Annotated in this window: 19 protein-coding genes, 4 tRNA genes, 3 rRNA genes and 2 pseudogenes; 8 read left to right on the forward strand and 20 right to left on the reverse strand. The window is 58.5% G+C overall.

Features of this window, described 5'->3' with window-relative positions; genetic code table 11:
• Positions 1 to 35: 35 nt before the first annotated feature.
• From QTA57_RS03640 to QTA57_RS03685, 10 genes are all read right to left on the reverse strand, one after another.
• Positions 36 to 1,760, reverse strand: coding sequence for a SulP family inorganic anion transporter (locus tag QTA57_RS03640; RefSeq protein WP_290153675.1), 1,725 nt, complete (start codon positions 1,758 to 1,760; stop codon positions 36 to 38).
• A gap of 129 nt (positions 1,761 to 1,889) precedes the next feature.
• Positions 1,890 to 2,087: a YgaP family membrane protein gene (locus QTA57_RS03645; RefSeq protein WP_290153676.1), complete on the reverse strand. Its 198-nt coding sequence runs from the start codon at positions 2,085 to 2,087 to the stop codon at positions 1,890 to 1,892.
• 114 nt (positions 2,088 to 2,201) lie between these two features.
• The gene (locus tag QTA57_RS03650) at positions 2,202 to 2,894 is read right to left on the reverse strand and encodes a Crp/Fnr family transcriptional regulator (protein WP_290153678.1); all 693 of its coding nucleotides are present in this window, start codon (positions 2,892 to 2,894) and stop codon (positions 2,202 to 2,204) included.
• A 234-nt stretch (positions 2,895 to 3,128) separates the two neighbouring features.
• A tRNA-Met gene (locus QTA57_RS03655) sits at positions 3,129 to 3,205 on the reverse strand.
• Between the two features lie 231 nt (positions 3,206 to 3,436).
• The gene (locus QTA57_RS03660; RefSeq protein WP_290153680.1) at positions 3,437 to 4,321 is read right to left on the reverse strand and encodes a glycosyltransferase; all 885 of its coding nucleotides are present in this window, start codon (positions 4,319 to 4,321) and stop codon (positions 3,437 to 3,439) included.
• Positions 4,322 to 4,484: 163 nt separating this feature from the next.
• Positions 4,485 to 4,599, reverse strand: a 5S ribosomal RNA gene (gene rrf / locus QTA57_RS03665).
• A 78-nt stretch (positions 4,600 to 4,677) separates the two neighbouring features.
• Positions 4,678 to 7,504: ribosomal RNA gene (locus QTA57_RS03670) — 23S ribosomal RNA — on the reverse strand.
• 313 nt (positions 7,505 to 7,817) lie between these two features.
• Positions 7,818 to 7,893: transfer RNA gene (locus QTA57_RS03675), tRNA-Ala, on the reverse strand.
• Between the two features lie 8 nt (positions 7,894 to 7,901).
• Positions 7,902 to 7,978 (reverse strand) — tRNA-Ile (locus QTA57_RS03680).
• 146 nt (positions 7,979 to 8,124) lie between these two features.
• Positions 8,125 to 9,595, reverse strand: a 16S ribosomal RNA gene (locus QTA57_RS03685).
• The 16S, 23S and 5S rRNA genes sit together here with 2 tRNA genes alongside, the layout of an rRNA operon.
• 124 nt (positions 9,596 to 9,719) lie before the next feature.
• Between QTA57_RS03685 and QTA57_RS03690 the strand changes: the two genes are divergently transcribed.
• Entirely contained in the window at positions 9,720 to 9,971 is a 252-nt protein-coding gene (locus QTA57_RS03690; RefSeq protein ID WP_290153682.1) for a hypothetical protein, read from the forward strand.
• Positions 9,972 to 10,231: 260 nt separating this feature from the next.
• Here the strand turns inward: QTA57_RS03690 and msrQ are convergent, their stop codons facing one another.
• From msrQ to QTA57_RS03705, 3 genes and pseudogenes are all read right to left on the reverse strand, one after another.
• Positions 10,232 to 10,837 (reverse strand): protein-methionine-sulfoxide reductase heme-binding subunit MsrQ, encoded by a 606-nt coding sequence (gene msrQ, locus QTA57_RS03695; RefSeq protein WP_290153684.1) that lies wholly within the window; start codon positions 10,835 to 10,837, stop codon positions 10,232 to 10,234.
• 106 nt (positions 10,838 to 10,943) lie between these two features.
• On the reverse strand, positions 10,944 to 11,792 hold the full coding sequence (gene msrP / locus QTA57_RS03700; protein WP_290154764.1) for a protein-methionine-sulfoxide reductase catalytic subunit MsrP: 849 nt from the start codon (positions 11,790 to 11,792) through the stop codon (positions 10,944 to 10,946).
• 124 nt (positions 11,793 to 11,916) lie between these two features.
• Positions 11,917 to 13,430, reverse strand: a pseudogene (locus QTA57_RS03705) (FMN-binding glutamate synthase family protein).
• 229 nt (positions 13,431 to 13,659) lie between these two features.
• Here QTA57_RS03705 and QTA57_RS03710 point away from each other — a divergent pair.
• The gene (locus tag QTA57_RS03710; protein WP_290153686.1) at positions 13,660 to 14,142 is read left to right on the forward strand and encodes a fasciclin domain-containing protein; all 483 of its coding nucleotides are present in this window, start codon (positions 13,660 to 13,662) and stop codon (positions 14,140 to 14,142) included.
• Between the two features lie 108 nt (positions 14,143 to 14,250).
• On the opposite strand, the pseudogene clpB reads toward QTA57_RS03710, so the two are convergent.
• Together clpB and QTA57_RS03720 are read right to left on the reverse strand one after the other, a co-directional pair.
• Positions 14,251 to 16,865: pseudogene (gene clpB, locus QTA57_RS03715) on the reverse strand (ATP-dependent chaperone ClpB).
• 108 nt (positions 16,866 to 16,973) lie between these two features.
• Positions 16,974 to 17,483, reverse strand: coding sequence for a hypothetical protein (locus QTA57_RS03720; protein WP_290153688.1), 510 nt, complete (start codon positions 17,481 to 17,483; stop codon positions 16,974 to 16,976).
• A 142-nt stretch (positions 17,484 to 17,625) separates the two neighbouring features.
• Here QTA57_RS03720 and QTA57_RS03725 point away from each other — a divergent pair, with 142 nt between their 5' ends.
• The 3 genes from QTA57_RS03725 to pyrF all read left to right on the forward strand — a co-directional run bounded on the left by QTA57_RS03725 (position 17,626) and on the right by pyrF (position 19,780).
• Complete coding sequence (locus QTA57_RS03725) at positions 17,626 to 18,483, forward strand: NmrA family NAD(P)-binding protein (protein ID WP_290153689.1); 858 nt, start codon at positions 17,626 to 17,628, stop codon at positions 18,481 to 18,483.
• A 231-nt stretch (positions 18,484 to 18,714) separates the two neighbouring features.
• The gene (locus QTA57_RS03730) at positions 18,715 to 18,900 is read left to right on the forward strand and encodes a hypothetical protein (protein ID WP_290153691.1); all 186 of its coding nucleotides are present in this window, start codon (positions 18,715 to 18,717) and stop codon (positions 18,898 to 18,900) included.
• A 190-nt stretch (positions 18,901 to 19,090) separates the two neighbouring features.
• On the forward strand, positions 19,091 to 19,780 hold the full coding sequence (gene pyrF / locus QTA57_RS03735) for an orotidine-5'-phosphate decarboxylase (protein ID WP_290153692.1): 690 nt from the start codon (positions 19,091 to 19,093) through the stop codon (positions 19,778 to 19,780).
• Between the two features lie 3 nt (positions 19,781 to 19,783).
• Here the strand turns inward: pyrF and QTA57_RS03740 are convergent, their stop codons facing one another.
• Both QTA57_RS03740 and QTA57_RS03745 read right to left on the reverse strand, forming a co-directional pair.
• Positions 19,784 to 20,071, reverse strand: a complete 288-nt coding sequence (locus QTA57_RS03740) for an NfeD family protein (RefSeq protein WP_145213063.1) — start codon at positions 20,069 to 20,071, stop codon at positions 19,784 to 19,786.
• Complete coding sequence (locus QTA57_RS03745; protein WP_145213066.1) at positions 20,071 to 20,964, reverse strand: SPFH domain-containing protein; 894 nt, start codon at positions 20,962 to 20,964, stop codon at positions 20,071 to 20,073. Before QTA57_RS03745 ends, QTA57_RS03740 begins: the two co-directional genes overlap by 1 nt.
• Positions 20,965 to 21,053: 89 nt before the next feature.
• Between QTA57_RS03745 and QTA57_RS03750 the strand changes: the two genes are divergently transcribed.
• Positions 21,054 to 22,307 (forward strand): DNA polymerase IV, encoded by a 1,254-nt coding sequence (locus tag QTA57_RS03750; RefSeq protein ID WP_290153695.1) that lies wholly within the window; start codon positions 21,054 to 21,056, stop codon positions 22,305 to 22,307.
• Between the two features lie 132 nt (positions 22,308 to 22,439).
• On the opposite strand, the gene QTA57_RS03755 is transcribed toward QTA57_RS03750, so the two are convergent.
• A complete protein-coding gene (locus QTA57_RS03755) occupies positions 22,440 to 23,300 on the reverse strand; it encodes an N-formylglutamate amidohydrolase (protein WP_290153697.1) in 861 nt (286 codons plus the stop codon).
• A gap of 163 nt (positions 23,301 to 23,463) precedes the next feature.
• Between QTA57_RS03755 and QTA57_RS03760 the strand changes: the two genes are divergently transcribed.
• Positions 23,464 to 23,538: transfer RNA gene (locus QTA57_RS03760), tRNA-Val, on the forward strand.
• Between the two features lie 67 nt (positions 23,539 to 23,605).
• Positions 23,606 to 23,731 carry a type B 50S ribosomal protein L36 gene (gene ykgO, locus QTA57_RS03765; protein ID WP_012177066.1) on the forward strand — a complete coding sequence of 42 codons (126 nt, stop codon included), beginning with the start codon at positions 23,606 to 23,608 and terminating at the stop codon, positions 23,729 to 23,731.
• Positions 23,732 to 23,831: 100 nt separating this feature from the next.
• Here ykgO and QTA57_RS03770 read toward each other — a convergent pair whose 3' ends face one another.
• Both QTA57_RS03770 and QTA57_RS03775 read right to left on the reverse strand, forming a co-directional pair.
• Entirely contained in the window at positions 23,832 to 24,536 is a 705-nt protein-coding gene (locus tag QTA57_RS03770; protein WP_290153699.1) for a DUF1868 domain-containing protein, read from the reverse strand.
• 83 nt (positions 24,537 to 24,619) lie between these two features.
• Positions 24,620 to 26,065, reverse strand: a complete 1,446-nt coding sequence (locus tag QTA57_RS03775) for a cobyric acid synthase (RefSeq protein WP_290153701.1) — start codon at positions 26,063 to 26,065, stop codon at positions 24,620 to 24,622.
• Positions 26,066 to 26,078: the final 13 nt, after the last annotated feature.

Genomic DNA, 26,078 nt, shown 5'->3' on the forward strand with positions numbered 1-26,078 from the left:
GTCTGTCTGGGAGCGTCGCGACTGATCTGACGCGCCTACTCGACCGCCTCATCGGACTTGAGCGAGGTCCACGCATCATATTGCGACAGAAAGACCTCTCCATTCAGGGCATCAAGAAAATGCGCCTTCCCAAGCCGGTCCATAACCGGCCCCTTCACTTCGCTCAGGTGCAGCCCGACACCCAGATCGGTGAGCCGGTGATTGATCGCCTCGAGACTTTCCAGGGCCGAATAATCCACCTCGTTCACAGCAGAGAACATCAGGATAACATGGCGAATCTCACAGCCTTCGGCGATCCGATCCTGAACCAAGTCTTCCAAGAACCGGGCATTGACGAAGTAGAGGCTCTCATCCACGCGCAGTGTCAGCACGCCCGGGTCGGTTTTCACCTCATGGCGGAGGATATTGCGAAAGTGCTGCGTATTGGGAACAAGCCCAACCTCGGCGACATGCGGCCTGGATGTTTTGTAGAGATGCAGCGCGATGGACAGCACCACACCACTGGCAACACCTACTTCGACACCGGCGCCGAGTGTTAGTAGAATCGTCGCGGTGACGGCGGCAAAGTCACTCTTCGAATAGACCCAAGTTTTCTTAAGGATGGAGAAATCCACCAGGCTCAGAACCGCGACAATGATCGTCGCCGCAAGGGTCGCTTTGGGCAGGAAATAGACCAGCGGTGTCAGCGCGAGGGCCGCAATCGCCAGGCCAACGGCCGTAAAGGCGCCGGCCGCGGGCGTCTCCGCACCCGCATCGAAATTCACGACCGATCGCGCGAATCCGCCCGTCACCGGGTAACCACCAGTAAAGGCCGCCCCCAGATTGGCGGTGCCCAGGCCGATGAGCTCTTGGTTCGGGTCAATCCGCTGCCGCTTTTTGGCCGCCAGCGTTTGCGCGACCGAAACCGATTCCACAAAGCCGATTACCGAAATCAGGATCGCCGGAACGGCGAGTTGCCGGATCAAGTCCGGTGACATCCCCGGCAGGGTCAGCGGCGGCAAGCTCTGAGGCACCGCGCCGACAATGGCGACACCCTGGTCGGCCAGGCCGAAGGCCCAAGTCGCGACCGTGGTCACCACGACCGCCGCAACCGGCCCGGCTTTGGTCAAAACACCCGCAGCCCGCGCGCCAAGCCCCAGGGCGCGCAACAGCGGCTTCAACCCCTTTCGGACCCAAAACAGGAAAGCTGTCGCGGCACCGCCGATGATAAGGGTGATCGGATCGACCTGCCCCAGATGCGACAAGAGCGTCGCCCCCATTTCGATCAGGGTGTGGCCGCCAGCCGGAACGCCAAGAATATGGCTCAACTGACTGGTCGCGATCAGAATACCGGACGCCGTGATGAAGCCCGCGATAACCGGATGACTTAGAAAATTCGCAAGAAACCCCAGCCTCAGGACGCCTAGAAGCAGAAGGAAGCCGCCAGAAAGAAACGCCAGTGTCAGGGCGGCGATCGCATATCCCGCCGTCCCCTGCTCCGCCACCTGCCCAACGGCAGACGCGGTCAACAACGACACCACTGCCACTGGTCCAACCGCGAGCGCGCGGGACGTTCCAAAGATTGCATAGAGGATGATCGGCACGATCGATGCGTAGATCCCGGCCTCGGGCGGCAAACCGGCCAGAAGCGCATAAGCCAGCGATTGCGGGATCAGCATGATCGTGACGATCACAGCCGCAATCAAGTCGTTTGAAAATGCACCGCGATTATATCGCCGTCCCCAATCGAGAATCGGTACGTAGTCGGAGAGCTTGCGCATTCAGGGTCTCGGATCAGATGGTTAGACAGGTACAGGCGGCGAGCCGATGGGGCACACCGCCAGGTCCAACAGTTTCATTCAGCGGCGCCAATAGGTGTCTACCCGGCGCGGGATGTGGCAAGTTAATCTCTAGCAATCCTGGCAGGTCTTGAGGCCCACAATGCGATAAAGCGGGCAGTTGCCGAGCAAAGCCGTGATCGTGAAGATCGCCGCGACCGCGATGGCGAGCCAGTTTAGGAGGCCTGTGGCCGCGAACGTCGAACCGAAGGCGACCCAGAGTAGCAGTGCAGCCGCCACAAGGCGTAGGCCGCGGTCAAGTTTGCCCATGTTGATTGTCATGTCATGCTCCATCTCGAATCATTTCGAGACCGATCATCTCACGAAACATCGCGGCTCAACGGTGACTAGGTCACAAAGCGTTGGTTCTGCCCGCACAGCAGATCAGTTTGCGCCCGCTGATCGGGCAAACTGCTCAAGGCTCGGACGGTCAGTTATGCGTACTGCTCCACGCGTCTGCTCGACCCATCCGCGGCGATGAAACTCGGACAGAGTTCGAGAGATCACCTCGCGTGCGGTCCCTAACTCCGTCGCCAAGACGGCATGAGTCGCGTGAACAGTGTCAGTCTGCCCCGCCAGTTCGAGAAGCCGCTCGGCAAGCCGAACATCCATCCGCTGAAAGACGATGTCATCGATCAAAGCAAAAAGGTCCGTGATACGACGGGAGTAAGCGGCGAAGACAAACTCTCGGAAGACCGGTGACCGGGCGAGGAGATCGTCGAATGCCTTGCGCGGAATGGCGGCTGCGGTGACATCCGTTTCGGCGATGCCGTCGGCAGAGTAATCTTCGAAGGCAAGCATGCAGGCGGTCGTCAGAACGCAGCTTTCGCCAGCATGCACCCGATAAAGAAAAATCTCTCTGCCCGTCTCAGAGCGCTGCTGAACCCGCACGGTACCGTTGATCAACAAAAGCAGGTTGTCGGCAGATTGTCCGGGTTGGAAGATTTGGGTCCCTGCCGCGACCGACAGGACCTGGCTTCCCCTGACAAGGTCCGCGCGAATATCGGGTGGGAGCTGCGCAAGGCCCCGAAATCGTTCGATCCAGCTTCCATTGGAACCCGAGAGTTCTTCTTTCATTTCAATCCTCTGACATCCATACAACGTCGTGCCGTCAGCCATCGCGTGCCGCGAAGGTTCGCGCGCAACTTAGGGTAAGTCACGCGACGTTGTATCGTCAGGTCACGCCAACACTTGAGCCGAATAAGTCAAAGTCCAAGGCAGATACAACCACGCGGCATTGTGAGACAACTCGCTTTACGAGCGGAGAGAATGTGGGGTTAGGCGCTCGACCGAAACAAATGGCTCGGAAATTGGTTGCGGGGGTAGGATTTGAACCTACGACCTTCAGGTTATGAGCCTGACGAGCTACCGGGCTGCTCCACCCCGCGCCAATGGCTTGTCATCTATCTGTCATTGACGAGAGCCGCAAGAGCACCAGTCAGAAAAAATGTCTTGATAGGCAGAAGGAGCCAAGCATCGTCTAGCGAACCTGTTTTCTCATCGGCGCCAGAAACACAGGCCCTAGAGTCGCGCGATCAGCTGAGGATCGTCAGGATCGGTTTTAAATCAGGCTGTCCAACACCTGATCAGCGTCACGCATCGTTGCAGAGCATCGAAGCCTAACCGCGGCATTCCTCGACGAACTCTTTGAATTGCGCGCGTTCGAGATAGAGGGGCCTATGGTGCGCCAGTTCCACCAGTTGTTTCTGGAGACCGTGTTGTGTGACAAACTCCCGTATGACTCTCGCGAACCTCGGCCTGAGCTCCAATGGAAATCCATCCCAGTTGGGCTCAAGTCCAGGCAAGACACCAAAGTTTTGCACGATACGCCAGGAAGACGCAGTCGCATCGACCGTGTGTTCGAAAAGTGGTGTATCGCCAACAAACAGCTCATTGTAGCGGCGGTAGACTTCGCTCTGCCACAACACGGTGATCATTGTCGGGTCCATTTCCTTAATGAGACGCGCCATAAGGTATGGGCCGGCGAAATCCATCACTCGATAAACATCTTTGCGTTCACGCAAGTTCTTCGTGATCTGTTCGAGCATTGCGCGAGCTAAGTCCGATCTGCGGGGCATATAGAGAAACCCGTTCATCACATCGCCGCGCTGTTTCAGCCTCGGCTTCGTGTCACGGAAGACGATGACATTCGTATCGCCGGTCAATGGCCGGAGATCTCCAGTGGGGAGGGTATCTGCATCAAGATACCAGCCGCCAAACGCATAAAGCGCCGCCAGCCGCGCGATGTCGGAGCGGCAAGCAGGGATCCATATATCATTGTATTCTTTTGCGATCTCGGGCCAATCCCGTTCAAGCAACCGGTGTGCGATGACATCAGTAAGGATCGAAAATGTCCACTCTGGATAGCGCGCCTCGGCAAAATCCAGGTTTTCGTGAAACGCTTTGGGGAGCGACTCGAGATCGTGCCAAAAATAGAAAAGATTTGGAATCCCTTGATCCGTCAAAGCGCCCAAGTGTTCTAGATCAATCTCAGCGGTTTTCATTACCCTCGTTACGCGATTGTTTTCTTTTTGCGCATCGTGAAGGAGACGGCCGCCATTGGCAACGGTCAGTCATTCGAGATGCACGAAGACACGCTTCGTCGGTCAGGCGCTTATGTTTATGGGGGAGATCATCGTAAGAGAGATAAAGGATGTTTCTTACTAGGTTTGGCGGTGACCTACTCTCCCACACCTTAAGATGCAGTACCATCGGCGCAACGGCACTTAACGGCCGGGTTCGGAATGGAGCCGGGTGTTTTGCTCGCGCTATGACCACCAAACCGAGAAAGAAACATCGTATCCAAGCCAGATACACGTGGTGTATGCTTCCGATCCGCAAAGCCTAGCTTTTACTGGATCAAATCAAGCCTATCGAACAATTAGTACCGGTCAACTGAACGCATTGCTGCGCTTACATCTCCGGCCTATCGACGAGATGGTCTATCTCGGTTCTCAGGGATACCTTGTTTTGAGGGGGGCTTCCCGCTTAGATGCCTTCAGCGGTTATCCTTTCCGATCATAGCTACCCAGCACTGCCATTGGCATGACAACTGGTCCACCAGTGGATCGTTCACCCCGGTCCTCTCGTACTAGGGGCAACTCCTCTCAAGTATCCTACACCCACGGCAGATAGGGACCGAACTGTCTCACGACGTTCTAAACCCAGCTCACGTACCTCTTTAAACGGCGAACAGCCGTACCCTTGGGACCTGCTCCAGCCCCAGGATGAGATGAGCCGACATCGAGGTGCCAAACGGTGCCGTCGATATGGACTCTTGGGCACCATCAGCCTGTTATCCCCGGCGTACCTTTTATCCGTTGAGCGATGGCCCTTCCACTCGGGACCACCGGATCACTATGGCCGTCTTTCGACTCTGCTCGACTTGTCAGTCTCGCAGTCAGGCTGGCTTCTGCCATTGCACTCAACGAGCGATTTCCGACCGCTCTGAGCCAACCTTCGCGCGCCTCCGTTACGCTTTAGGAGGCGACCGCCCCAGTCAAACTACCCGCCACACAGGGTCCCGGATCCGGATAACGGACCGCGGTTAGACATCAAGCAATGCAAGGGTGGTATCTCAAGGGAGGCTCCACAGAAACTAGCGTTCCTGCTTCAAAGCCCACCACCTATCCTGCACATGCATGGCCTGATGCCAATGTGAAGCTGTAGTAAAGGTGCACGGGGTCTTTCCGTCTAACCGCGGGAAGCCTGCATCTTGACAGGCAATTCAATTTCGCTGAGTCGATGTTGGAGACAGCGGGGAAGTCGTTACGCCATTCGTGCAGGTCGGAACTTACCCGACAAGGAATTTCGCTACCTTAGGACCGTTATAGTTACGGCCGCCGTTTACCGGGGCTTCAATTCGGAGCTCTCACTCCTCCTTTTAACCTTCCGGCACCGGGCAGGCGTCAGACCCTATACGTCGTCTTGCGACTTCGCAGAGCCCTGTGTTTTTAGTAAACAGTCGCCACCCCCTGGTTTGTGCCCCCAGCCACTAGTTGCCTAGAAACTGGGCCTCCTTCTCGCGAACTTACGGAGGTATTTTGCCGAGTTCCTTCAACATCGTTCTCTCAAGCGCCTTGGTATTCTCTACCAGTCCACCTGTGTCGGTTTAGGGTACGATCTCATGGAAGAGCTATTTCCAGGAACCTCTTAGCAGCCCATTCAATCCGATAAGGATGAACTACCTTCGAGATCCGTCACTACTTCCTGGCCCAGGAATATTAACCTGGTTCCCATCGACTACGCCTTTCGGCCTCGCCTTAGGGGTCGGCTTACCCTGCTCAGATTAGCTTTAAGCAGGAACCCTTGGACTTTCGGCGACAGGGTCTCTCACCCTGTTTGTCGCTACTCATGTCATCATTCTCGCTAGTGATCACTCCACCGGATGGCTCACGCCCCGGCTTCACAGTCAAACCTGGTCCTCCAAAACACCCGAAGGTGCTAAAGAGGAACGAGTTTATTCACACTACGCTCCGCTACCATGCACTATGTGCATCCTCAGCTTCGGCTCATGGCTTGAGCCCCGATACATCTTCGCCGCAGGACAACTTAATTAGACCAGTGAGCTGTTACGCTATCTTTAAAGGATGGCTGCTTCTAAGCCAACCTCCTGGTTGTTTTGGTCGTCCCACCTGCTTTCCCACTTAGCCATGAATTAGGGGCCTTAGCTGGAGGTTAGGGTTGTTTCCCTCTTCACAATGGACGTTAGCATCCACTGTGTGTCTGCCATCTAGTACTCCCGGGTATTCGGAGTTTGGTTAGGATCAGTAAGCCTGTGGGGCCCCATTACCCATCCAGTGCTCTACCCCCCGGGGTATTCGGATGACGCTCTACCTAAATAGATTTCGCGGAGAACCAGCTATCTCCGAGTTTGATTGGCCTTTCACCCCTAGGCACAACTCATCCCGACCTTTTTCAACAGGTGTGGGTTCGGACCTCCAGTAAGTGTTACCTTACCTTCATCCTGGTCATGCCTAGATCACTCGGTTTCGGGTCTGATCCCACGAACTCATGCGCCCTATTAAGACTCGCTTTCGCTGCGCCTACACCTATCGGCTTAAGCTTGCTCGTGAGACCAAGTCGATGACCCATTATACAAAAGGTACGCCGTCAGCTCTCAAGGAGCCTCCGACTGCTTGTAGGCGCTCGGTTTCAGGTACTGTTTCACTCCCCTCGTCGGGGTGCTTTTCACCTTTCCCTCACGGTACTGGTTCACTATCGGTCAGTAAGGAGTACTTAGCCTTCGAAGGTGGTCCTCCGATGTTCAGACAGGATTTCACGTGTCCCGCCCTACTTAATACGTCTGATCATGCTTCCAATACGGGGCTGTCACCCACTATGGCCAACCTTTCCAGGTTGTTCTTGTCACATTCACAGCTCGGCTGGTCCCCGTTCGCTCGCCGCTACTAGGGGAGTATCTATTGATTTCCTTTCCTCCGGGTACTTAGATGTTTCAGTTCCCCGGGTTTGCCTTTATAACCCTATGTATTCAGGTTATAAATCCCTGATTCAGCGACCTATTGATTACCGAAGTAACAATAGGAAACTGTCAGGTGGGTTGCCCCATTCGGAGATCTGTGGGTCAAAGCCTATTCTCGGCTAACCACAGCTTATCGCAGAGTATCACGTCCTTCATCGCCTCTTACTGCCAAGGCATTCACCAAACGCCCTTCTTGCGCTTGATTTGATCCAGAAAAAGACAGGCTTTTTCTGCACCCGACCCCCTTTTGTGAAAAGGTCGGGCATTGATCAAAAGCATACTTTCCCGCTCCCCCGACTGGTTCATCCGGGGGAACTTTGTCGGCCGTCCGAAGACGGCCTTGGGTTAGTGTACTTGACTTGGATTAGTTATCTTCACTTTCGGGGTCGAACCCCAGACCTGCCGCACTTGGCAGCTCAGTGAAGAAACTGATGTTATTATCTCTCTATACGATGTCAATTCGTCCGATTGGACGGCTAAACGCAGGTGCGCTTAACGGTCAAATCGAAATCGGGTTTTGGTGGAGCCTAGCGGGATCGAACCGCTGACCTCCTGAATGCAAATCAGGCGCTCTCCCAGCTGAGCTAAGGCCCCTAGGGATATGGTGGGTCGAGGAGGACTTGAACCTCCGACCTCACGCTTATCAGGCGTGCGCTCTAACCACCTGAGCTACCGACCCAAGTCCCGGGCGGTAACCCGTTCATGTTCTGAAGAGATATGAGGACGGCTCGGTCCGATGTGGTCATCTATGATGACCTTATGCTCTTGCGAGCTGCTAAGTGTTTCATGAGATGAGCAAGCTCATCTGGCTAGAAACATCCTTAGAAAGGAGGTGATCCAGCCGCAGGTTCCCCTACGGCTACCTTGTTACGACTTCACCCCAGTCGCTGATCCTACCGTGGTTGGCTGCCTCCTGCGAACAGGTTGGCGCACCACCTTCGGGTAGAACCAACTCCCATGGTGTGACGGGCGGTGTGTACAAGGCCCGGGAACGTATTCACCGCGTCATGCTGTTACGCGATTACTAGCGATTCCGACTTCATGGGGTCGAGTTGCAGACCCCAATCCGAACTGAGATAGTTTTTGGGGATTAACCCATTGTCACTACCATTGTAGCACGTGTGTAGCCCAACCCGTAAGGGCCATGAGGACTTGACGTCATCCACACCTTCCTCCCGCTTATCACGGGCAGTTTCCCTAGAGTGCCCAGCCGAACTGCTGGCAACTAAGGATGTGGGTTGCGCTCGTTGCCGGACTTAACCGAACATCTCACGACACGAGCTGACGACAGCCATGCAGCACCTGTCACTGATCCAGCCGAACTGGAAGGAAACCGTCTCCGGTAACCGCGATCAGGATGTCAAGGGTTGGTAAGGTTCTGCGCGTTGCTTCGAATTAAACCACATGCTCCACCGCTTGTGCGGGCCCCCGTCAATTCCTTTGAGTTTTAATCTTGCGACCGTACTCCCCAGGCGGAATGCTTAATCCGTTAGGTGTGTCACCGAGATGCAAGCATCCCGACGACTGGCATTCATCGTTTACGGTGTGGACTACCAGGGTATCTAATCCTGTTTGCTCCCCACACTTTCGTACCTCAGCGTCAGTATCGAGCCAGTGAGCCGCCTTCGCCACTGGTGTTCCTCCAAATATCTACGAATTTCACCTCTACACTTGGAATTCCACTCACCTCTCTCGAACTCAAGACTTCCAGTATTAAAGGCAGTTCCAGGGTTGAGCCCTGGGATTTCACCTCTAACTTAAAAGTCCGCCTACGTACGCTTTACGCCCAGTAATTCCGAACAACGCTAACCCCCTCCGTATTACCGCGGCTGCTGGCACGGAGTTAGCCGGGGTTTCTTTACCAGGTACTGTCATTATCATCCCTGGCGAAAGAGCTTTACGACCCTAGGGCCTTCGTCACTCACGCGGCATGGCTAGATCAGGGTTTCCCCCATTGTCTAAGATTCCCCACTGCTGCCTCCCGTAGGAGTCTGGGCCGTGTCTCAGTCCCAGTGTTGCTGATCATCCTCTCAAACCAGCTATGGATCGTCGGCTTGGTGAGCCGTTACCTCACCAACTACCTAATCCAACGCGGGCCGATCCTTCTCCGATAAATCTTTCCCCCTAAGGGCGTATACGGTATTACTCTCAGTTTCCCGAGGCTATTCCGTAGAGAAGGGCACGTTCCCACGCGTTACTAACCCGTCCGCCGCTCGCCCCGAAGGGTGCGCTCGACTTGCATGTGTTAGGCCTGCCGCCAGCGTTCGTTCTGAGCCAGGATCAAACTCTCAAGTTGAAAAGCAGTTACCTGCTTAACCTTGACGTTCGAACCTCTGCACATCGTCCCTCCCGGCAAGGAAGGGACAGTCTTCTGTTTGTTGTGCTTCTGGTTTCATAAGAAACCGGAAACCGTCCAAACAGTGAAGCTGACACTGGATCATCGGATCGAAACCCTACCAGCGCGATATACAGACGTTGATCCATCGAATGAACCAAACCGCCCACATATCTCTTCAGATACCATCGATTTCAAAGAGCGTGAGACAAAACAAACTGAGATGCGCCGTAACTTGTTTGGCGCGCCCCGCCTGTATTATCTCGATTTTAGTCTGCGTCTCGTTGCCTTGCGGCCCGTTTGGCGCCCCGGTCAGTCGCCTCAGCGCCGCCGGTGAGGGGGTATTTACGGATTGGGTGGGGGGGCCGCAAGGGGTTTTTTGCAGAAAGATGACATTTTTTGCGGGATAACATGTTTTTCGTTTATTTTCATGTGTTTAGATATCCAAGAACCTTTAGGGTGAGGTCTTGGCCGCACGCCCCGCCAGATCGGCCCGGCGACTCAGGGTACGGTAATACCCCAAGATATCGGCTTATCCCCAGAGATGTCCCCAGATATGGATTTTTGGCCCATCGAGTCCCCGCGACTCGGGCCGACTCAACTGGCGAGTCGGGTGCGAATAACCGGCAGTCGAAGTGCCAAAAGCCCCAAAACCACCGCCAAATAGATCATCGGCTCTAGCTGGAAGCCTTTTGCCAGCCAAACGTAATGCACCGCACCGAGAAGCGCCGCCGGGTACACAAGCTTATGCAGCTTGCGCCAGGCGGCCGCGCCCATCCGCCGGACCGACAGGTTGTTTGATGTGACCGCCAAGGGGATCAGCAAAGCAAAACCCGCCATCCCAATCGTGATATAGGGCCGGTCCACGATATCCGCCCAGACTCGGCTCAGGCTTTGGACATCAAGCAGGGCCCAGACCAAGAAATGCGCCAAGACATAGAAGAAGGCGACGACCCCGATCGCGCGGCGGAACTTAAACGCATTGATGCCTGCAATCTGGCGGAGCGGGGTGACGACAAGACCAAGGATGACCAGTTGAAGCGCGATCTCGCCATATTCATGCTCCAGCGCTTCGATCGGCTCGACGCCAAGCCCACCGGTCGCCCCGAGATAGAACAACCAGGCCGCCCAAGCCGCTCCGACGATGTAGAGCGCCCATGGCGGCACCAGTCGCAAACCACGATTGATCCGGTCAACCAGCATTCTCTTGTCCTACCTTCGCTTGGCTGCAACCGGTGATCGCTTTTCTTCTGCCGCAGACACGGCGGGGTGCGATCTTGGTCTCGCCACTCTGCCCATGCCCTGCGCGTCAGAAGAATTCCGACAGATCCATGCCCTCATAGAGACTGGCCACCTCATCCTCATAGCCATTGAACATCAGCGTGTCCTGGCGACTGGCAAAGAGCCCGCCGCCGATCCGCCGTTCTGTGGCTTGGCTCCAGCGCGGGTGATCCACATTTGGGTTCACATTACTATAGAAGCCGTATTCCCGGGGTTGGGCCATGTTCCAACTGGCGAGCGGCTGATCCGCTGTAAGGGTGATCCGCACGATGCTCTTGATACTCTTGAAACCGTATTTCCAGGGAACGACCAAGCGGATCGGCGCACCGTTCTGGTTGGGCATCGGTTCCCCATAAAGACCGGTCGCCATAATCGTCAGCGGGTGCATCGCCTCGTCCAGGCGCAATCCCTCCCGATACGGCCATTCCAGAACAGGGAAGCGGAGGCCGGGCATTTCCTCGGGCCGGTTCAGCGTCTCAAACGCCACATATTGCGCGCCATCCTGCACGCCAACCCCCTCCAGCAGATCGGCCAGTTCAAATCCGTTCCACGGCACAACCATCGACCAAGCCTCGACACAGCGCAGGCGATAGATGCGTTCCTCAACCGTCATCCCCTCCATGATCTCGGCAAAGGAATAGGTGCCGGGATTGTCGACCAGCCCATCGACCACGATCTCCCATGGCTCGGTCGTCATCATATGCGCATGTGCAGCAGGGTCGTCCTTGCCGGTCCCGAACTCATAGAAGTTGTTATAGTTGGTGATCTCTTCCCAGGTATTGGGCTCCAGGTCCTGAGCCTGTGCCTGCCCCCCAATCAGCCCGGCGCCAAGAAGCGCGCCACTGCCCGCCATGATCTGGCGGCGGTTCAGATACATCTCTTTCGGGGTCACATCCGCCCAAGTCAGGGGGAGCGATAACGTCCTGCCATGTCAATCTCCGTGTCGGTTGGCCGCAACTTGCCTTAAAAGATGCGTCCGGCCCAAGCCAAAGCACGTCTGATCACGAAACTGTTTGGCCCGCGCGATCAGACGGGAACAATTCGTTCATCGGGATTGACGTGCCATCTGGCTGCACGAGACGCACATGGCGGCGACGTAGCAAACGCGGCTCGGACACCCCGACAGAATGGGCAATCGTCTCAACTTCTTTGACAATCGACGTGCCATACATCGCGACGCGCTTGTCCTTGTCTTCGACGACCAGCCCTGCCTGAAAGCGCGGATCATGGGTGGTGATGCCGGTCGGACAGGTGTTTTTGTTACATTTCAGCGCCTGGATACAGCCAAGCGAGAACATGAACCCGCGCGCCGATGTTACAAAATCCGCGCCCGCCGCCAGCGCCCAAGCAACATCGCCGGGATTGACCAGCTTGCCGGAGGCGACGATCCGGATGCGATCCTTCAAACCGGCCTTGTTTCTGAGATCGGCCAAAAGCGGCAAGGCCTCGCGGATCGACATGCCAACAAGATCCATCAGCGGCATTGGCGAAGCGCCCGTCCCGCCCTCGCCACCATCGAGTGTGATGAAATCGGGCGCACATTCACCGCCGCGCGCATCGATCCGGTCAAACAGATCGTTGAACGCCTCGACACCGCCCATCACGGTTTTGATGCCCACCGGCTTTCCGGTCACGTCACGGATATGGCAGATCATGTCCAGGAGATCGTCGAAATTGTTGATCTCCTTGTGCCGGTTCGGCGAAAGCGAGTCTTTGCCAGGATCAATCCCGCGAATCTCGGCAATCTCATCGGTGATCTTCTCCGCAGGGAGAATGCCGCCTTTGCCAGGCTTGGCCCCTTGCGCCAGCTTCAGCTCGAACATTTTAACTTCGGTCTTCTCGGCGACGCGTTTCAGCTTCTCGTCATCGAGATTCCCATCCGCGTCGCGCACACCGTATTTCGCTGTGCCGATCTGATAGACAATGTCAGCCCCACCCTCGAGGTGATACGGCGACAGCCCCCTTCCCCGGTGTTCATCCACATCCCCGCCGCGCGCGCGCCACGGCTGAGCGCGCGAACCGCCGGTTTCGATATCGCGCCATAGCTCATGCCGGAGATGTTGAAGAACGACCGTGCCATGAACGGAATCCGCGCATATGGCCCGATCTCCATCGGTTCGGATTTGGCGAACTGATCATCCAGCGGCGGAAATGGGTCCGGCGTAAAGAGCGGCGTGCCGACGACACCAATATTCCGCGTGGAACCAAAGGCCAGCGTGTTCCTGCCCCCATCCGCCGCATGCTGCACCCAATCGCGCTGCGCCCGGTTGAACGGCAATTCCTCACGATCCATCGCAAAGAAATACTGCCGGAAAAACTCCCCCAATGTGCTGAACAAGCTGCGGAACCGCCCGATCACTGGGTAGTTTCGCCGGATCGCATCGCTCTTCTGCGCCCGGTCAAGCACGAAGATTACGACGATCAGAAGAGCGGCAAGACCGATCACCAGCCAAAACACCAGGGCGAGAGCTTCCAAATACCAGGTCATATTCATCTCCAAACCGCGCTGCGCCATCTTTGCGATCACATATCACAAGGCAAGCCAAACCCGCGTGATCGGCTCACGTCCGATAACACCAGGTAACATCCGTTTTACTGGATTTCGTTAACCGTCCCGGCTTAGGCGCGAAGGACATCCCGTCAACCCCCTCAGCGGGTCGTCGCTTATCTTGTCTGCCTGTCGACCGCGGCCATCTCCCGCCACACGGGGAGCAACCCCGCAGATGACTTATGGGAGACATCCAATGCTACGACGTACGCTTCTTGCCCTCACGGCTTCAAGCTTTCTGGCCGCTCCGGTCTTCGCTGACGGCCACGCGATGGATATCGTCGACACAGCCGCTGATGCCGGCACCTTCAACACACTCGTGGCGGCTGTTGAAGCCGCTGGCCTGGTCGACACGCTGAAGAGTGAAGGGCCATTCACCGTTTTCGCACCCACCGATGACGCCTTCGCCGCCCTGCCCGAAGGCACAGTCGAGTCGCTTCTGATGGAAGAGAACCGCGATCAGCTTGTGGCGATCTTGACCTATCATGTGGTGCCGGGCGCCGTGATGTCCGGCGATCTCAGCGATGGGATGATGGCCGCCACGGTCCAAGGTGGCGAAGTAATGATCGGAACCGAGGGCGGCGTGACGGTTAATGAGGCCAATGTGGTGGCCGCCGATATCGAAGCGTCCAACGGCGTGATCCATGTGATCGACGCGGTGATCTTGCCAGAGATGTAAGTGGAAGCTGCCAGTCGGTCTCAGACCTTGCCGACGGGTGATACACATCTGAGATAGACAAAGGCCCCGGCGCAAACCGGGCCTTTTCATAGCGACTTGGGGGGTCCTTCAGTGAACCACGGCATCCTCGGGCGGTTGCCTGTTTGAGGCGCTGACCCGATCGCCGACAATCAAGCCTTCAGACCCGGCGCTGATGTGAAGCGTCTCTCCGTCTTTCACCTCACCCGCCAAGATCATCTCGGCCAGTTGGTCTTGGAGACTCCGCTGGATCACCCGTTTTAGCGGACGGGCTCCAAAGACCGGGTCATAACCCTCATCGGCCAGCCAGGTCATTGCACCCTCATCCAGATCAAGCGTGATTTTGCGCTCGGCCAAGCGCGCGCCAAGCCGCTGAAGCTGGATCGTCACGATGCCGTCCATATCAGCCCGGCTTAGCCGGTCGAAGATGATCGTCTCATCCAGACGGTTCAAAAACTCGGGCCGGAAATGTGCCCGAACCGCATCCATCACATCGCGTTTCGCGTCCGAGGCATCGGCCCCATCTGGCAACTGGCTCAACGCCTGCGCGCCAAGATTCGAGGTCAGCACAATCAGCGTCTGCTTGAAATCGACCGTCCGCCCCTGACCATCCGTCAGTTGCCCGTCGTCAAGCACCTGCAACAGCACGTTAAAGACATCCGGGTGCGCTTTCTCCACCTCGTCGAAGAGAACGACCTGATAGGGCCGTCGCCGCACCGCTTCGGTCAGCTTGCCGCCTTCGTCATAACCGACATAACCCGGAGGTGCGCCGATCAGCCGGGCGACCGAATGCTTCTCCATGAACTCGCTCATGTCGATCCGCACCATTGCCTGATCATCATCGAAGAGAAACTCGGCGAGCGCCTTGGTCAACTCGGTCTTACCGACCCCTGTCGGCCCGAGCATCAGGAAGGAGCCAAGCGGCCGGTTCTCGTCATTCAACCCGGCCCGCGCCCGGCGCACGGCGTTCGAGACCGCGCGCACCGCCGTATGCTGACCAATGACGCGCTTGCCGATCTCCTCTTCCATCCGCAGGAGTTTCTCACGCTCCCCTTCCAGCATCCGAGACATCGGAATACCGGTCCAGCGCTCGACAACCGACGCAATCTGCTCGGGCCGCACGGCCTCTTCCACCAGCATCTCGTCTTCTTGCGCTTCAGCCTCGGCCAGATCTTTCTCCAATTGCGGGATGACGCCATAGCTCAACTCACCCGCCTTGGCCAAATCACCGGCGCGCTTGGCCTGATCCAACTCCGCCCGCGCATGATCGAGCTTCTCTTTGATGCTCCGCGCACTTTCCAGCTTATCGCGTTCCGACTGCCATTGGGCGGTCATCTCCGCGGATCTCTGCTGCAAATCGCCCAGCTCTTTCTCAAGCTTCTCAAGCCGATCTTTCGAGGCCGCGTCATCTTCTTTCTTCAACGCCTCCGCCTCGATCTGCTTTTGCAGAATATCGCGATCCAGCGCATCCAACTCCTCGGGCTTCGAATCCACCTCCATCCGCAGGCGGGAGGCCGCCTCATCGACCAAATCGATCGCCTTGTCGGGCAAGAACCGATCCGTGATGTAGCGCTGGCTCAATTGCGCCGCGGCCACCAAAGCGCCGTCCGAGATTCGCACCCCGTGGTGCAGCTCATACTTCTCTTTGATACCCCGCAGGATCGAGATCGTGTCTTCAACCGTTGGCTCTTCCACCATCAATGGCTGGAACCGGCGGGCCAAAGCCGCGTCTTTCTCGACATATTTCCGATATTCATCAAGCGTCGTTGCCCCGACGCAGTGCAACTCCCCCGGGCCAAAGCCGGTTTGATAAGGTTCGCCGCATCCATCGCGCCATCGGTTTTGCCCGCGCCCACCAGCGTGTGCATCTCATCAATAAAGAGAATGATCTCACCGGCAGCGGCACTGATCTCGTTCAAAACCGCCTTCAGGCGCTCTTCAAACTCGCCGCGATACTTCGCGCCCGCAATCAACGCCCCCATATCAAGGGACATCAGCGTCTTGTTGCGCAAACTCTCAGGCACATCGCCATCGACGATCCGCATCGCCAAGCCCTCGGCGATCGCCGTCTTACCCACGCCCGCCTCGCCGATCAGCACCGGGTTGTTCTTGGTGCGGCGGCTGAGCACCTGCATCGCGCGGCGGATTTCCTCGTCGCGCCCGATGATGGGGTCGATCTTGCCTTCGCGCGCAGCCTCGGTCAGATCGCGGGCATATTTGCTCAACGCCTCGTAATTGTCCTCGGCGCTGGCACTGTCGGCCGTCCGCCCCTTACGAATATCGTTGATCGCAGCGTTCAAGCTCTGCGCATTCACGCCACCGGCTTCCAAGGCGCTTTTCGCAGCCGATTTCACCATCGCAAGCGCCGTCAGCAGGCGCTCAACCGGCACAAAACTGTCGCCGCCCTTTTCGGCCAGTTTCTCCGCCTCGCTCAGCACTTTCGTAGTCTGACCATCAAGATACAGTTGCCCTGCGTCGCCGGTCACCTTAGGCAGCTTGCCCATCGCGACATCCAGCGCCTCGACAACCCGCGCGGGCTCGCCGCCGGCGCGCGCAATCAGATTGGAGGCGAGCCCTTGCTCGTCATCCATCAGCGCTTTCAGCACATGTTCCGGGGCCAGTTTCTGGTGGTCTTCACGCTGCGCAATTGTCTGGGCAGCCTGCACAAACCCGCGCGCGCGATCCGTGAACTTTTCAAAGTTCATCACGTCTCTCCTTCTCAAAGCGCTTGACCTTTGCCTCGCCCTCAAGCGGCACGACGACAGTTGCAAGCCTTGAGGGATAGATGGGAAAACACCGCGCCAATCTCAAGATTATTGCGGCAAATTCACCCCAAATTCCCGCGCCAAAGCCCGCGCGCGCGCCTGCATTGCCTTGGAGCGGTGGATCAGACCCTGACGGATACGCGCCTCCCGGTCGGCCTCTTCCCCCGCCGGCGTGATCCGGCAATAGGCGTCGAACGCCCAAACAGTCACCAACAGCTTGGGATGCCCCGCCAGAGGCACGATGGCCGCCCGGATCGGACGCGCCAGGTCCGGCGCGTGTTGAACCATCTGGAGAATATGCAGAATGGCGTCGGGCTCCGAAAGCTTCGGCAAGGCCGCAAAAGACAGCGTGAGCGCCCCCGCGGGAAGCCGCCCGGTCTCGGCCAGCGCTTTCAGACACCAGGTGGCGGCAATCTCATCCGGCCCTGGCAAAGCGGCCACAAGCGCGTCGACAGCCTCCGGCTCCATCCTTGTCTGAACAACCGCCTTAAGCGGCGCGGTACGCACCCCATCAGAGGCCCGAAGCGCCTCGGCGACGGCTTTTGCAGTCTGTCCCATGCGCCCAATAGTGCCGCATCCGATGCCGACGCGAAAGATCGCTGACCCAGAGGTTCTACGCCCTTGCGCAGATAGCTGACGGAATTTGTCAGGAGGCCCATGATAGGTTCCACGCGACGGCGACGAGTCAAAGGATCTGCCGATGCACATCATTCTTGGCGGAACGGGACAGGTCGGCTCGGCGACAGCGCGCGCGCTGCTCCAGGCCGGTCAAGCCGTGACGGTTGTGACGCGCGACGCGCAGCGGGCCGAGGCACTTGCCAAGGAAGGCGCTCACGTTGCCATCGCTGATCTGCGGGACCGTGATGCGCTCCGCGATGTCTTCCGATCGGGCCAGCGTGCTTTCGTGCTCAACCCACCTGCCGATCCATCGACCGACACCGATGAAGAAGAACGCCAAAACGTGGCTGCGATCCTCGCCGCTCTGGAGGGATCAGGGCTGGAGAAAATCGTTGCTGTGTCCACCTACGGGGCTTTCAAGGGTGAGCGATGTGGTGATCTCACGGTGCTCCACGAACTGGAAACACAGCTTCTGGCACAGCCCATACCCACGGCCATCAACCGTGGCGGTTACTACTTTAGCAACTGGGCCGGGATGGCTGGCATGGTGCGAGAGAGCGGTCTGCTCCCCAGTTTCTTTCCCGCCGATTTATCCATCGCAATGGTGGCGCCACATGATCTTGGTTTGGAAGCCGCGCGGCGGATGATGTCGGATGTCTCTGATATTGGGATCGAACATATCGAGGGGCCGGAACGGTATACGCCAAATGATGTGGCGGCGGCGTTCGCAGAGGTGCTGGGTCGCGAGGTTGAGGTGCAAGAGATCCCGCAAGATCAACTGGAAAACACGTTCATTCAGTTGGGGTTCTCGGAACACGCCGCCGCATCATATGCCTGCATGACGCGGCGCTTGATCCACGGCAAGATCGAGATGGTCAGCAAAGCAATCAAAGGACAAACAGGTTTGAAGTCCTATATCGCCTCGGCGCTGAAGGGCTGAGCAAAATCCGCTTAACTGACTGCGTTGGAACCCCGCCGGCTCCAGGTATCGGTTAGCGATCTACTCTAACCACCTCCTTTTGATGCGACCGGTTGGACCGTCACCAACAGCGCCGCGCCGGTAGAGACCATCCCTCAGGCCGATTTCGATATCTTCGCCCGCCAGTTCAAGAAAGATTTGAACCTTCCGCTCTGCCGAGCCGTCCTACAGGCAGAGATGAAGGAGGTCATTATGCCCCGTATCAGATTGAACACCGTGATCTACGATGCCCGCCGCCGGGGCTTTTCGGCGCTTGCCCGCATCGATTACGCCCCGCTTCCGCGCCATCTGGCTTGTTTCTGGCCCGGCCCGCAGGCAGCCGAGTTTTCCCTTATCAGCCAAGGCTTGGCCCACGCGGCGGCCCGCACCACACAGTGAGTTCCCTCTGGGTTGCGGCCTGTCCCGGCTGCACCCCATCCCGCAGATTAGGGCTTCTGTCTCGCCCGGCTGCTGCCTCAGACCCGGATTGCGGATCATCCCCCGCATCCGGGTCCTTTTTTGTCTGGAGCGATGGACAGCTTGATCGACCACCTCTAATCACGGCTCCGGACAAGTTGGGGGAATTGATATGAGTGATGACCGTCTAATCGTGGCCTTGGATGTGCCAGATGCGCTCTCGGGCCTGCAATTGGCCGAGCGGATCGGCGATGCCGTGAGTTTCTACAAGATCGGCTTGGGCATGTTGACCGGCGGCGGGCTGGCGCTGGCCAATGAGCTGAAACAGGATCACGGCAAGCGCATTTTCCTCGATATGAAACTGTTCGACATCTCCGCGACGGTCGAAGCCGCCGTGCGTGGATTGGCGCAGTTCGATCTGGATTTTCTGACGGTTCATGGCGATCCGCATGTGGTCCGCGCTGCGAAAGAGGGGGCGGCGGGCTCAAATATGAAAATCCTCGGTGTCACCGTGCTGACCTCGCTCAACCGCGCCGATCTCGACGCCTGCCTGATCCGTGATGGCGCGATCCCCGATCTGGTGGTCGAACGCGCTATCCGGGCATTTGACGCGGGTGCCGATGGCATCATCGCCTCACCGCAAGAGGCTGCGATGATCTGGGCGCTGCCGGAGGCGCAGGGCCGCTTGATCGTTACGCCAGGTGTTCGCCCGTCTGGCGCAGATTTGGGTGATCAAAAGCGCGTCGCGACCCCGGCCAAGGCGATTGCCGAGGGCGCGGATCATATCGTGGTAGGGCGTCCAGTCTGGCAGGCCGAAGACCCTGCCGCCGCAGCTCAAGCGATCTTGGCCGAACTGCCGTAAGACTCAGTTGTCGTTGATATCGTGGTCGAAGGTCCGCACCTGCCCGGTTCGGACCCCCAACCAACGGCGGAGCCCCAACCACGCCAAAAGCGAAAAGATCGCAAAGGCCAGGAGTGTCAGATAGACAGACGCGCCTACCCAGACCGCCACCGGCCCGCCCACCAGCAGGATCACCCCGACCAGCACCGCGCCGATGCCGAAGCCAAGGAGGACATAGCTCGGCAGCAACACTTCTCCGACAGCGAGAACCAGCCCCGCCGCCATCCAAGCCCACCATTCGCCGAGCAGCATCAGCCCCGCCCTTTCAACATCTGGAACGCCTTGCCAAAGGCATCCGCCGCATCCGCAGGGACAACAATCGTCTGCGTGCCTTGGCCCGCGGCGATCTGCGAGATGCCTTCGACTTGTTTCAGCGCGATATTGTACTGCACCGCCTCAAGCCCACCTTTGGCAATCGCTTCAGCCACCACATTGGTTGCGTATGCCTCCGCATCGGCTTCAACCCGGCGGGCCTCAGCGGCCTGTCTCGCGGCATAAAGCTCTGCATCCGCCTGCAACTCGACATCGCGCTTTTGGCCTTCCGCGCGGGTCACTTGCGCCCGGCGTTCTCGCTCTGCGTTGAGCTGCTGCAACATCGCATCGCGCGTTGCCTGGTCCAGCGCCACGTCGAGAATCTCGGCACGCGTCACCTCGATCCCCCAATCGTTCACCGCCGTTTCCACCATCGCCTTGATCTGGCCGATCAACTGGTTCCGGTTGGATTGAACCTCATCAAGCTCCATTTTGCCGATTTCCGCCCGCACGATACCCGCAACGGTTGTGGAAATCGCCGCATCCACATCGCGAATCCGATAGACGGTCTTTTCCGGCTCCAACACACGGTAGAAAACGCTGGTCTCAACCTGCAACAGCACGTTGTCCGAAGTGATTGCGTCTTGGCTCGCGTTGGGCAACTGACGCTCAAGAATGCTGACCTTATGGGCCACACGGTCCAAAAATGGGACAATGAAGTTGATCCCCGGCCCCAGCACCGATTTGAGACGGCCAAACCGCTCCACCACATGCTGTTCGGATTGCGGCACAATCCGAATGCCCAGGAAAATGCAGAGAATAATGAAGCCGGCCAGCAGCAGGATCACGATATTCCCGCCCAAAAGATCGGCGAGCAGCTGATTAAAATCCATTGTGTTATCCTCAGGTTTCATAGCGCTATATAGGCGCGCTCAGATCGATTTGCCTAGAACGAACTGCTGCCAATTTGGGATCGTATATCATGCCCGCGCTGTGCCGCGATTGCTTGACCACCTTTGAGACTGGTGCCCGCTGCCCCGCCTGCGCCCGGCCACGAATCGTGTCGCATCCCGAACTGTTTGATCTCTCCATCGCCCATATGGATTGCGATGCGTTCTACGCCTCGGTCGAAAAACGCGACAATCCAGAGCTGCGCGACAAGCCGGTGATCATCGGCGGCGGCAAGCGCGGCGTGGTCTCGACGGCCTGTTATATTGCGCGGATCAAAGGCGTGAAATCCGCCATGCCGATGTTCAAGGCGCTGAAACTGTGCCCCGAGGCGGTGGTGGTGCCCGGGCGGATGGAGATCTATGCCCAGGTCTCCCGCCAAATCCGCGCGATGATGGAAGACCTCACACCCGCGATCGAGCCGCTCTCGCTTGATGAGGCGTTCATGGACCTGACAGGCACCGCCCGACTTCATGGCAAACCGCCCGCCGCGATGCTTGCCGGCTTGGTGCGCCGAATGCGCAAAGAGCTTGGGATCACCGGCTCGATCGGCCTCAGCCACAACAAATTTCTCGCCAAGATCGCCTCTGACCTCGACAAGCCGCGCGGCTTTTCGGTGATCGGGGCCGCGGAAACGCAGGACTTCCTGGCGGAGAAACCCGTCCGGATGATCTGGGGCATCGGCGAGGCGGGTCAGGCCTCGCTCGACAAGGCCGGCATCCGCACCTTCTCGGATCTTAGGCGTTGGGACCGCAAAGCCCTGTCGGAGCGCTTTGGGACTATGGGGGATCGGCTCTATTTCCTGTCGCGTGGGGAGGATTATCGCCGTGTCAAACGCGACCGCGCCGTCAAAAGCATCTCAAACGAAACCACATTTTTTGACGATGTTGCCGATCCGGATATCCTCGACGGCCATATCTGGCGGATGACTGAGAAAGTCGCCGCCCGGGCCAAGGCGAAAGACATCGCCGGGCGTGTTGTGACGCTCAAACTGAAACGGGCAGATTTCAGCCAGATCACCCGCCGCATCTCGCTTGGCGACGCCACCCATATGGCCGATCGAATCTATCGCACCGCGCGAGAGCTTTTCGACGCGGTGGAGCACACGAAACCTTACCGGCTTTTGGGCGTCGGCCTCTCCGATCTGGTCCCGGCCGATGAAGCCGACCGTTCGGGCAACCTGCTCGATCCGGACCAAAGCAAACGGTATGAGGCCGAACGCGCCGCCGATGCGATCCGAGATCGGTTCGGCAAAGATGCCATCGTGAAAGGCCGCGCCCTCCGCTGATGGATCGAAATTCCCGATCTACGATAACACGCTCGCCTTCCTCAAAGGTGAACGCCCCCCGGCTTCTCTGCTTCATAAATATCCCCGCCGGAGGCATCCATCATCGGCCACGAGGCGCAACCGCGGTTCAACTCACTCCGCCGCCAGCGGCACCTGCCCGGCTTGCGGCCCGATCACCCGGCGCAGAACCTCCGCGATCAGCGCCTTCACGTTTTCGAAATTGCCATTCGGGCGGATCAATTGCTCGTTCATATAAAGCGACCGGTCGATCTCGATCTGCACCGCGTGCCGTCCGCGCGCGGGGCGGCCATAATGCTGCGTGACGAACGCCCCGGCGAAGGGCGCATTCCGGCTCACAATCAAACCGGCCTCCTCAAAAGCCGCCTCGATCTCTTCGACCACAAACGGATCACAGGACGCCCCAAAGCGATCACCCAAAACCACTTCGGGCCGTCGCTGCCCCGGTCGCGACATGCTGTCGAGCGCCTCATGTGGCATGGAGTGGAAATCCAGCAGCACGGCGCGCCCAAACCGGTCATGAGCCTGGCGCATCAGCCCGTCCAGCGCCGCATGATAAGGGTGCCAGACCTGGCTAAGCCGTGCTTCCGCCTCTTCCAGGGTCAGTTTCCCGCGATAGATCACCCGCCCATTGGCCACCACGCGCGGGATCACGCCAAGGCCCGAACTGATCCTTGGGTTCTGCGACGGGCGGCGTAGACCGGCCACAACACTGGGGTCCAACTCATCAGAACTGCGGTTCAGATCCACATAGGCGCGGGGGTACTCCGCCACCAAAAGCGGCGCGCCGAGCCTGGGCGCATCAGCCACCAGCATGTCCATAAACGCATCTTCGGAGGAACGGATCGCGCGTTCATCCAGCACCGTCCGACGGGTAAAACTCCAAGGATAATGCCGCCCCGAATGCGGCGACGCAGCAACCACCGGCGTGGTCACGGTCTCTGGCAGATCGAGGCGATAGGCTTGGCGCGGCATCTAAACCCTTTCCTTGCCCTGAATATAGTCGGATTCTTCTCGGGGCCAAAAGCCCCTGAAAGCCCTTGAACCACCCACCGACTCCTTTTATAGAGCGGCCTCACTGTGCGGCGGGTGCCGGACCGGGCCGTCTCTTGGCTTGTTCTGATTCTCGGTGTCACACGGGCGATTAGCTCAGCGGTAGAGCACTTCGTTGACATCGAAGGGGTCACTGGTTCAATCCCAGTATCGCCCACCATTTCCGCCCTTATATTAAGGGCTTAACCCTAAGGCGCATCGCCGCGCCGCGACGAAGGAGATAGGCCATGAAGGTCAAGAACTCGCTCCGCTCGCTCAAGCAGCGCCATCGCGATTGCCGCGTCGTGCGCCGTAAGGGCCGCGTTTATGTGATCAACAAAACGCAGCGCCGGTTCAAAGCCCGCCAGGGCTGAGCCAAAGCGCTTGAGCTGAAAAGGCCGCCCTTGGGGCGGCTTTTTTGTTGTCTGCGCTCAGAAGACCGATGGTGAACGGCGCGACCCTAAGCCGAACCAGTCACGCGCCGAGGATGAGCAGTTCTTCAAACCGGGTCATATCATTGAACCGACAGAATGCAGGCGCGGTCAGCGGAATAACCGGCGCCGCCTCTACGAGGTCTTCAAGAATCGCAGGCAGCTCGGCCTCCCAGACGGGCAAATCGGCATCTGCAATCCAGCCGGTCGGGTAGGCGAAGGTCATGTGGTGGCGATAGGCATCATGCTCCTCATGACGGTATCCGAACGGCTCGGTCAAAGCCTCGCGCCACGCCCGCAGATGCGCCACGTCCTCTGCTGTCGCGCCTTCGAGGATGAGACCTGAGGGCCTGATCCCCATGGCGCGCACGGCAAAGCGCGGCGGCGAATGGAAATGCGCCAACCGATCAGATAGGACCTCCGTCAGACGCGCGATCGGGGCCTCTCGATCCAGACCCTCGGGCCAGGCGTCGGGCGTTCGGCGGGTCTCAATCACACCTTCAAACACCGTCATATGCAGGCTGTCGACAGGCGTGTAGAGGAACTGTTCCGCGCCGGGCAGGACCTGCATACGGGCGCGAGCCTCAAGCACGGCTTGGTGGACCGGCGCATTGAAATCCAGATGGCAGACCACCGTATTGCCCGCTTCGGGCAGAAAGCGAGTCGCGTCATAGCGTGTGCCCAGGCGCGATGGTGGGCTGCTATGGCTGCGGGCAGCATAGTCGGTGACTTCGATACTGTGCGTCATCTCTTCCCTCCAGCTTCTGTGTTGCATTTAGGGGTCCGCGTTAACAGCACTGTGACGCTAGAGATGACGGCGCTCAGCGTCTCTCACCGCGCCAACCCAAGCAAACCGCTCACATCCAAATGCGCCTCCATATGATCGGCCAGCGCATCCAAGGTGTGCTCGACACTCTCCCCGTAAGCGGCATCCGACGCGGCGACATCAAATTGACCAAGCCACGCGCCCCGGAACTCATCATCTCGAAACATCCCATGCAGATAGCTGCCCTGCACCCGCCCATCCGCGCTCATGGCCCCTTCGGGCGTATCAGCGATATAGGCAAAGGGCCGCGCCCGGTCCGACCCGTCGCTCGCCCCGATGTGAATCTCATATCCATGAAATCCGGCCCCGCTCGCCGCGTGAACCGCGCCCACTTCCGTCAGCCGCTTCGCCGGGGTCATCACCGTCTCAATATCCAAGAACCCAAGGCCAGGCGTTTCGCCGGCCGGCCCTTCAATCCCCTCAGGGTCAGCCACAACCCGGCCCAACATCTGATAGCCGCCGCAAATCCCCAGGATATGCCCGCCCCGGCGATGATGCGCCGCCAAATCAACATCCCAGCCCTGCGCCCGCAAAAAGGCCAGATCCCCGCGAGTCGACTTCGTCCCCGGCAAGATCACCAAATCCGCATCCCCGGGGATCGCCCGCCCCGGTCCCAGCATGGTCAGCCGAACGCCCGGTTCTTGCATCAACGGGTCCAGATCATCGAAATTCGCAATCCGCGAAAGCGCCAGGCAGACGATATGAAAACCACCTTCGCGCTTCGGCGCGCCCATCGACAGCGCATCCTCCGCAGGCAACTTCCAAGCGTCACGGAACCACGGCAGGACGCCGAATCCGGGCCAGCCCGTCTCGGTCTCAATCCGCGCATACCCATCATCGAAGAGGCTCACATCGCCCCGGAACTTGTTGACCAAGAACCCCGCAATCATCGCTGCATCGCCCGGGTCGATCACCGCTTGCGTGCCGACGATCTGCGCAATGACCCCGCCGCGGTCGATATCACCCGCCAACACAACCGGCACATCCGCCGCCACAGCAAATCCCATATTGGCAATGTCGCGCGGGCGGAGATTGACCTCCGCCGGACTGCCCGCGCCTTCGACAATCACCAGATCATGCGCCGCTTTCAGCCGCGTGAAGCTCTCCAGAACCGCCGCCATGAGCGTCTGCTTCAGCGCGCTATAATCCCGCGCCGAGGCCGAGATGAGCCGTTGCCCCTGCACCACCACCTGCGCGCCGATATCCGTTTCCGGCTTCAACAAAACCGGGTTCATATCGGTCATCGGCACCAGGCCACAGGCCATCGCCTGCAACGCCTGCGCCCGCCCGATCTCGCCGCCATCGGCGGTCACCGCGGCATTGTTCGACATGTTTTGCGGTTTGAACGGCGCAACCGAGAGCCCGCGCCGTCGCGCGGCGCGACAAAGCCCCGCGACCAGCATCGACTTGCCCACATCCGAGCCCGTGCCCTGGATCATCACTGCCCGCATGAGACCGCCCTAT

This window comes from Fontisubflavum oceani (genome assembly GCF_030407165.1).
GTDB lineage: Bacteria > Pseudomonadota > Alphaproteobacteria > Rhodobacterales > Rhodobacteraceae > Rhodophyticola > Rhodophyticola oceani.